The 8,299-nt window shown below is 69.5% G+C and carries 5 protein-coding genes; 3 read left to right on the forward strand and 2 right to left on the reverse strand.

Annotated elements, in window-relative coordinates:
- The coding region (locus tag V7067_RS09670; protein ID WP_334175686.1) for an efflux RND transporter permease subunit at window positions 1-2,948 on the reverse strand (2,948 nt) is incomplete at its 3' end.
- Between the two features lie 3 nt (window positions 2,949-2,951).
- The gene (locus V7067_RS09675; RefSeq protein ID WP_334175687.1) at window positions 2,952-4,415 is read right to left on the reverse strand and encodes an efflux RND transporter periplasmic adaptor subunit; all 1,464 of its coding nucleotides are present in this window, start codon (window positions 4,413-4,415) and stop codon (window positions 2,952-2,954) included.
- Between the two features lie 319 nt (window positions 4,416-4,734).
- On the opposite strand from V7067_RS09675, the gene V7067_RS09680 reads away from it, so the two are divergent.
- From V7067_RS09680 to V7067_RS09690, 3 genes are all read left to right on the forward strand, one after another.
- On the forward strand, window positions 4,735-5,649 hold the full coding sequence (locus V7067_RS09680) for a hypothetical protein (protein ID WP_334175688.1): 915 nt from the start codon (window positions 4,735-4,737) through the stop codon (window positions 5,647-5,649).
- 256 nt (window positions 5,650-5,905) lie between these two features.
- Window positions 5,906-7,387 (forward strand): M48 family metalloprotease, encoded by a 1,482-nt coding sequence (locus V7067_RS09685; RefSeq protein WP_334175689.1) that lies wholly within the window; start codon window positions 5,906-5,908, stop codon window positions 7,385-7,387.
- 95 nt (window positions 7,388-7,482) lie between these two features.
- The gene (locus tag V7067_RS09690; protein ID WP_334175690.1) at window positions 7,483-8,241 is read left to right on the forward strand and encodes a DUF1045 domain-containing protein; all 759 of its coding nucleotides are present in this window, start codon (window positions 7,483-7,485) and stop codon (window positions 8,239-8,241) included.
- Window positions 8,242-8,299 lie beyond the last annotated feature (58 nt).

An 8,299-nucleotide genomic window follows, 5' to 3' on the forward strand; every position in this document is an offset into this window, starting at 1 on the left:
CCGATGATGAAGGCCAGCGCCGTCATCAGCACCGCGCGGAAACGCATGCGCGCCCCCTCCAGCGCCGCCTCGTAACGCGTCTTGCCGAAGAACTCGCGCTGCTCCTTGGCGAATTCCACGATGAGAATGGCGTTCTTGGCGGCGAGGCCCACAAGCAGCACGAGGCCGATCTGGGTGTAGACGTTGTTGGTGATGCCGACCACGGTCAGCGTCAGCGCCGCGCCGAGCACCGCCACGGTCACCGACATCATCACCGCCAGCGGGATGACCCAGCTTTCGTAGAGGCCGACGAGGAACAGATAGCCGAACGTAACGGCAAGGCCGAAGATCAGGATGACCTGAAGCGCGGTCTGGCTCGCCTCCTGATAGGACATGCTCGACCACTCGTAGAGATAGCCGGTCGGCAGGGTCTTGTTGAAGGCATCCACGATGGCCGCCATGGCATCGCCCGACGAGCGGCCCGGCGCGGCGGAGCCCGAAATCTGCACCGCCGGGTTCATGTTGTACTGGTAGACCAGATCCGACGACAGATGGATCTTCAGGTTCGCCAGCGTCGAGACCGGCACCATGTTGCCGTCGGCATTGCGCACATAGAGGCGGTTGATATCGCCGACCTTGGTGCGGAAGTCCGTCTCGGCCTGCATGTTCACCTGGAAGGTGCGCGCCAGCAGGTTGAACTGGTTGATGTACATCGACCCGAGGAAGGCCTGCAGCGTGCTGAACACATCGTTCACCGACACCTTCAGGCTTTCCGCCTTGGTGCGGTCCAGTTCAAGGAAGATGCGCGGCATGGAGGCCGAGAAGGTCGTCATCGCATAGGCGATGCGCGGGTCCTGATTGGTGGCCACGACCAGCGACATGGCCGCCTGCGCGATCTCCTGATAGGTCTGGCCGCCCACGGCCTCCAGCCGGAAGTCGAAGCCCGACGACTGGCCGAGGCCCGGGATGGCCGGCGGCTGGAACACCAGCACGTTGGCTTCCGGAATGGCGTTGAACTGGGCCTGCAGGCTGTGCGCCAGTCCGCCGGCACTGGTTTCCGGCGTGGTGCGCTCATCCCACGGCTTCAGTGCCAGAATCAGCGTGCCGACATTCGACAGCGCCGACTGCGTCAGGATCGAGTAGCCGGCGATGTTGATGACATGGGCGACACCCGGCGTCTTGGAGGCGATCTCCTGCATGCGCAGCATGGCATCGTCGGTGCGCGGCAGCGATCCGCCCGCCGGCATCTGCACGTTGACATAGAGAACGCCCTGATCTTCCTCCGGGATGAAGGCCGTCGGCAGCTTGGAGAACGTGACGCCCGCCGCAGCACCGGCCGCAACCGCGATGATGCCGGCGACGATGGAGCGCCGCGCGATCAGCCCCACGACCGACACATAGCCGTCGCGGGTCTTGTCGAGGCCGCGGTTGAACCAGAAGAACGGACCGCGGGTCGGTGCCTTGGGCTTGCTCAGCACCAGCGAGCACAGCGCCGGCGACAGGGTCAGCGCGTTGATGGCCGAGATGCCGACCGAGGCGCAGATGGTGACGGCGAACTGGCGGAACAGCTCGCCGACGATGCCCGGCAGGAAGGCCACCGGGCCGAACACCGCAAACAGCACCAGCGTGGTGGAGATGATCGGGCCCGTCACCTGCGTCATCGCCTTGATGGACGCCTCGCGCCGGTCGAGCCCCTCCTCCTCCATGATGCGCTGGACGTTCTCCACCACCACGATGGCATCGTCCACCACAAGTCCCACGGCAAGCACCACGGCGAACAGGTCGATGGTGTTGGCCGAGAACCCGAGCGCCGCCAGCACCACGAACACGCCGATGAGCGAGACCGGGATGGTGACGGTCGGCACGATGGTCGCCTTGATGTCCTGCAGGAACACATAGACGACGATCAGCACGATGATGCCGGCCTCGACGAGGGTCTTGATGATCTCGTTGATGGAGGCCGTCACGAACAGCGTCGAGTCGTAGGTGATGGCGACGCCGACGCCGGGCGGCAGGCGGGTGCGGATCTGGTCGAGCTGCTTGGCCACGTCCTGCATGACCGTCAGGGCGTTGGCATCCGGCAGCTGGTAGAGGCCGATGATCGCGGCCTGATCGCCGTTGAGGCGGGAGACCTGCGTATAGGTCTGCGCGCCGAGTTCGACGCGGCCGATGTCGCGGATGCGCACCACCGCGCCGTCGTCGCCGGTGCGCAGGATGATGTTGCCGAACTCCTCCGGCGAGACCAGACGGCCCTTGGTGGTGATCTGCATCTGGATCACCTGGTCCTTCTTGGTCGGCGGACCGCCGATCTGGCCGAGGGCGGCCTGAATGTTCTGGTTCTCGACCGCCCGCGCGATGTCGTTCGGCGAGATCTTGAGCGCCGTCATCTTGTCGGGATTGAGCCACAGGCGCATCGAATAGTTGAGGGCGCCGAACAGCGTGGTGCTGGCAATGCCGGGAATGCGCTGGATCGGCGTCTGAACGTTGATGGCCGCGTAGTTCGACAGATAGATCGGGTCGAGCCCCTTCTCGGTCGGATAGACCGAAACCGCTGCCAGCAGGTTGGTGGACTGCTGCTGGATGTTGACGCCAAGCTCGTTGACGAGGGTGGGCAGCTGCGGCTGCGCCAGCGCCACGCGGTTCTGCACGTCGACCTGTGCGATGTCGGGGTCGGTGCCGACGGCGAAGGTGACCTGCAGGGTATAGGTGCCCGCCGACGACGACACCGACGACATGTAGATCATGCCGGCGACGCCGTTGACCTGATATTCGATCGGCTGGGCCACCGTCTCGGCGATGGTGGCGGCATCCGCGCCCGGATAGGACGCGGTGACCTGCACCACCGGCGGGGTGATGTTGGGGTACTGTGCCACCGCCATCGAATAGATGCTGAGCGCACCGGCGATGGTCAGCACGATGGAGATGACGAAGGCGAGTCTCGGGCGGGCGATGAAGATCGCTGAGAACATGGGTTACTTCCCGGCCGCGGGCGCTGCGTTCTGCGTCGTGGCCGCGCCGGTCTTGTCACCGCCGCTCTTGCCGTCTGCCTTGCCGGCATCCGTGGCCGCGCCCGTCGCACCGGGATCGGCAACGTCGAGCGGATTGGAGGCCTGAGCCGGCGTGACGACCGTGGGCGCCACGACCATGCCGGGCCGCACCTTCTGCAGTCCGTCGGTGATCACGACATCGCCGACCACGAGGCCGGAGGTGATGGCATAGCCGCCCGAGGGCACGATGGTGGCGCCGTCGAAGGTGATGGCGCGCTGCACCGCGCGGTTTTCGGTATCGATGACGAACACATAGGCGCCCTGCGGCCCCTGCAGCACCGCGCTCTGCGGCACCACCGGCATCTGCCGCTTGTCGCCGATCTGCACCGAAACCGTCACATACTGGCCCGGCAGCAGGAAGCTGTCGGGGTTGGTGAACTCGGCGCGCACCGCCACGGTGCCGGTGTTCTGGTTCACCACGTTGCTGATGAACTCGATCTTGCCGGGGTGCGAATATTTGGTGCCGTCGGGCAGGCGCAGGGTGGGGATCAGCTGGTCGCTGACGCCGCCGGTGGCGGCTGCCTCGGTCGCCTGCTCGGCGGCGGCAGCCGACTTACCCTTGGCGGCATCGCGCATGATCAGCACATAGGCCTTTTCCGGCACGGCGAACACGACGCGGATCGGGTCCATCTGCACCAGCGTGGCCAGCGTGCCGGAGGCCTCGTTGACGAGGTTGCCGACGGTATAGTTCGTCTTGCCGATGCGCCCGGCGATGGGCGCGGCCATGGTGGTGTAGGAGAGGTTGAGCTGGGCTTCCTCGACGTTGGCCTGGGCCTCCTGAATGGAGGCCTGCGCCTGCTGCACCGAGGCGGCGGCAATGTCGCGGTCCGCGGTCGCGGTATCGACGATCGCCTGCGAGACGGTGCCGCTCTTCACCAGCGCCAGCTGGCGGTCGAGGGTGAGCTGCTTCTGTTCCACATTGGCCTTGGTGGAAGCAAGCTGGGCATTGGCGGCGGCAAGCTGGCCCTGCGCCTGCGCCAGCGCCGCCTGGAAGGGCGCCTGCTCGATCTGGTAGAGCAGCTGCCCGGTGCCGACGAACGCGCCTTCCGTGAAGGCGACCTGATCGAGGAAGCCCTGCACGCGGGCCTTCAGGTCCACCTGCTGGATCGCCTCGACGTTGCCGACGAAATCGCGCTCGTCCGTGACGTCCTCGTTGACGATCGGCACGGCGATGACGGAAGGGGCCGGCGCGGCGGCGGCGGGCTTGTCGGCGGCCAGAGCCGGCGCACTGAAGGCCGCCCCGAGACCCAGCCCCGCCAGCATGCCGGCCGCCAGCCCGCGCAGCCAGTTCCGCGATGCGCCGGCGGCCCGCGGTGCAGCGGCAGACGCGCTGCACGCCCGGTGGCCGGAACCGCGGCCATTCTCGTCGCACCATGTTGATTGCGTCATCGGGGTCTCCGAACCTCGGATACAGTAAATGGCTGGGCCCGGCTCCTGAACCAGATGCGATCAGGCCAGGTGCGATCGGGCCAAGTGTTCGTGGCCCAAGTGTTAGTGGCTCCGGGCGCTTTTGAAAACCAAAACCGGTTCGCCGGGCTGTCGTAACCGGCCGGCGCCGGTAATTTTGAACGGCGGCTGTTACTGAAGCGTAACGGCCTGACCGCCCCGCCCCTTACGGCAGGAGAGCATTCGCGTGGCGCAGCGCAGAAAAAACAGGCGCCGGGGCCCGGCCGGCGGCCGCGGCAGCTGCCGGTTTGTGTGCACAGCAATGGCTTTTCTTGCCGCCGGCGCCGGGGCGGCGGCGGCCGGCGGCGCGGCGGCCCTCTGGCCGCGCCCGGCCGCGGCCGCCCGGGCGCCGGCCTGCCCGCCGCAGCCGGCCGCTCCGGCGACCGTCGTCGCTGCCGACGGTCCGCTGTCGCTGCGGCTTGCCGACGGGCGCACCGTTCGCCTCGCCGGCCTCGTCGTGCCCGCCGATATTGCCGGCGCCGCAGAGGCCGCGCAGGCCGCCCTCGGCGCGGCCTCTGCCGGGCGGCGGGCCTGCATTCTGGCAACCGGCCCGGCCGATCGCTGGAACCGCCTGCCGGCACGGGTGATCTGGGCCGAAGCCGCCGGCCCGGCCTGCCTTCCGCCGCCGCAGGGCGGCGACGGCCCGGCAGAAGCGCTGGTGGCCGGCGGGCTTGCGGTGCTGTTTACGGCCGCCGGCGAGGCCCCTTCCGGCAATGTCCCTTCCGGCGACATCCCTGCCGGCGACATCCCTGCCGGTGCCTGCGCGGCCGCCGCCTCCGCCCTGCCGTCTCTTGCCGCGACCGAAGAGCGCGCCCGGCAGGCCGGACGCGGACTGTGGGCCCCGGAAAAAGGCCTTGTGCGGCGGGCCGACGATCCCCACCTCGCCCGTCAGGCCGGCCGGTTTGCGGTGGTGGAAGGGCAGGTGCGATCCGTCGGCATGGCCGGTAAGACTTTTTTCCTGAACTTCGGGTCACGATGGATTATTGATTTCACGGTGAGGATTGCGGAAAGCGACCGGGCCGGGCTTGCTGCCAGAGGTCTTGATCCGGAAACGCTTGCCGGCAGGACGGTTCGGGTGCGCGGCTGGCTTGAGGAAAGGGACGGCCCGCAGATTTCCCTCGCCGCGCCGGCTGCGCTGGCACCGGCGGAGGACCCGCCCGGCACCGGAGGCCGCTGAGCCGCCCGCGCCGGGTGGCGGACGGGTCCGGCGGCGGCGCGCTGCGAGGGGCAGCGGAGCCGCGCGGCGGCAGATGAGACGGCGGGGGTTGCCCGGCCGGCAGAGGTGGGGCCTCAAGGGGCACAGTGCGGCAGATCGGATGATGACGGATCGCATGAAGGCAGAGCACGGCGGACCGCAGGGCCGGGACGCAGGGGCTGAGGCGGCGCTGTCTGCCCCGCCGGCCCGTGCGGCCGCGCGGCCGGTTGCCGCACGGATGGCGCCCCTGCCGGCTCTGGCCGGTTTGCTGGCGTCTCTGCCGGCGCTCGCCGGTTTGCTGGCGGCCGGGCTGCTGCTGGCGGCCTGCACGCTGATCGAGGCGGCGCCGCCCACCATCGAGGTTGCCGCCCCGGCCACCTCGCGCACCATTTCCTCCCCCGAGGCCAGCCTTGGCGCGCGTGAGCATCCGCGCATCGTGGCGGCCTATGGCGGCGTCTATTCCGACCCCAAGGTGGAAGCCGCGGTGGCCCGTGTCGTCGGCCGGCTGGTGGCCGTTTCCGACGATCCGACCCGCACCTATCGCGTCACCATCCTCAATTCGCCCACCGTCAACGCCTTCGCGCTGCCGGGCGGCTATGTCTATGTCACGCGCGGGCTGCTGGCGCTGGCGGAGGATTCCTCCGAAGTCGCCGCCGTCATCGCCCACGAGATGGGCCACATCACCGCCCAGCATGCCTTCGCCCGCCAGCAGCGTGCGGAAGCCGCGGCCGTGGTCACCCGCGTGGCCGATGCCGTGCAGGATACCAGCGCGGCGAAGTCCGCCGTGGCCGCCGCCCAGCTATCGCTGGCCCGGTTCAGCCAGTCGCAGGAGCTGGAAGCCGACAAGATCGGCGTCGGCACGCTGGCGCGCGCCGGCTACGACCCGTTTGCCGCCGCCCGCTTCCTGACCGCCATGGGCCGGTTCTCGCAGCTCAGCGCCGCCCAGCAGGCCGCCTCCGACAAGCAGCCGGACTTCCTGTCCTCCCATCCCGCCACGCCGGAGCGCGTGGCCCTTGCCACCCGCGAGGCCCGCCAGTTTTCCGGCCCCGATGTCGGCGATCAGGACCGCGATGCCTACCTGAAGGGCCTCGACGGCATGCTCTACGGCGACGACCCGCGCGAGGGCTATGTGCGCGGCACGCTGTTCGCCCACAGCCTGCTCGGCATCAGCTTCCGCGTGCCGGACGGCTTCACGCTCGACAACACGCCGAAGGCGGTGCTGGCCAGCGACGGCGGGCGCATCGCCATGCGCTTCGACGGCGTCGACGTGCCGGCGGGCAATTCCCTGACCGATTATCTGCGCTCCGGCTGGGTCAACGGCCTGATCGAGGATTCGATCCGCACCGCCACCATCAACGGCCTGCCGGCGGCCACCGCGGCGGCGATTTCCGATGGCTGGTCGTTCCGCATCGGCCTGATCCGCGCGCCCGGGCGCACCTACCGCTTCATCTTCGCCACCGCCAACCCGTCCGCCGCGTTCGAAAGCGCATTCACCACCACGCTGCAGAGCTTCCACCAGCTGACCCCGGAGGAAGCGCTGGCGCTGAAGCCGCTGCGCATCCGCATCCTGCGCACGCAGGCCGGCGACACGGTGGATTCGCTCGCCCGGCGCATGAAGGGCGCCGGCGCCTATTCGCGCGAACTGTTCGTGGTGCTGAACCAGCTCGACCCCGCCCAGCCGCTCGTGCCCGGCACGCTGGTGAAGATCGTGGCCGACTGAGCGGCGGGGGATTCCGCCCGCCGGCAAAGCGCTCTAAGAAGGGAACCCCTGCAGGCGGCACCGGGCGGCGCGGCCCGGGAAGCGGAGGAGACGGCATGCGCGAAAGCCCGACCCCGGAAGCGACCGGCACGGCGCCGGCGGCCGCCGTGCGGCATGCGCTTTATTACGCCCCGCGCCCCTCAAGCCTGCTGGCCCGCCTCGGCAGCCGCTGGCTCGGCCGCGATGCGGCGAGCGGCGCGGCGCTGGCCCAGCCGGATATTCCCGGCCTCGACGCAGCCGGCTTTGCCGCGCTCACCGTCTCCGCCCGCCGCTATGGCCTGCACGCCACCCTGAAGGCGCCGGTCGCGCTGGCCGCGGACGAGACGGAGGCCGGATTTGCCGCGGCCCTCGATGCCTTCGCCCTGACGCGGGCGCGCGTTGCTATTCCGGCGCTGGAACTGCGCCGCCTCGGCCGTTTTCTGGCGCTGATGCCGGCCGGCCCGGTCCCCCCGCTCGACGATCTCGCCGCGGCCGTGGTGAAGCACTTCGACCGCTTCCGCCGCCCCCCGGCGGCTGAGGAGCTGGCCCGCCGGCGCGGGGCCGGCCTTTCCGCGCACGAAGAAGCCCTTCTCGCCGCGTGGGGCTACCCTTATGTTCTCGATGCCTTTCGCTTCCACATCACCCTCAGCGACGGGCTCGACGGGCCGGTGGCCGATGTCGTGGAGGCGGCGGCGCGCCGCCACTTCGCTCCCGTGCTCGGCCGGCCGGTGGTGGTGGACGCTCTCGCCCACTTCGTCGAACCGGCCGCCGGGGCGCCGTTCCGGCTGGCCCGCTTCGTTGCGCTGGGCGGCCCGGCCGCCCGCACGCTAGCCTGAACTGCCTGCCTGAACTGCCTGCCTGATTTTTTCGCCTGAACTGCCCGCCTGAACTGCC

The organism is Pseudoxanthobacter sp. (assembly GCF_036822375.1).
In the GTDB taxonomy this organism is placed as follows: Bacteria; Pseudomonadota; Alphaproteobacteria; order Rhizobiales; family Segnochrobactraceae; genus Pseudoxanthobacter.

What these genes read in the sequence shown, in the direction of transcription:
- V7067_RS09675 (WP_334175687.1), bottom strand. Translation starts at nt 4,415, where the DNA reads ATGACGCAATCAACATGGTGCGACGAGAATGGCCGCGGTTCCGGCCAC.
- V7067_RS09680 (WP_334175688.1), top strand. Translation starts at nt 4,735, where the DNA reads ATGGCTTTTCTTGCCGCCGGCGCCGGGGCGGCGGCGGCCGGCGGCGCG.
- V7067_RS09685 (WP_334175689.1), top strand. Translation starts at nt 5,906, where the DNA reads ATGGCGCCCCTGCCGGCTCTGGCCGGTTTGCTGGCGTCTCTGCCGGCG.
- V7067_RS09690 (WP_334175690.1), top strand. Translation starts at nt 7,483, where the DNA reads ATGCGCGAAAGCCCGACCCCGGAAGCGACCGGCACGGCGCCGGCGGCC.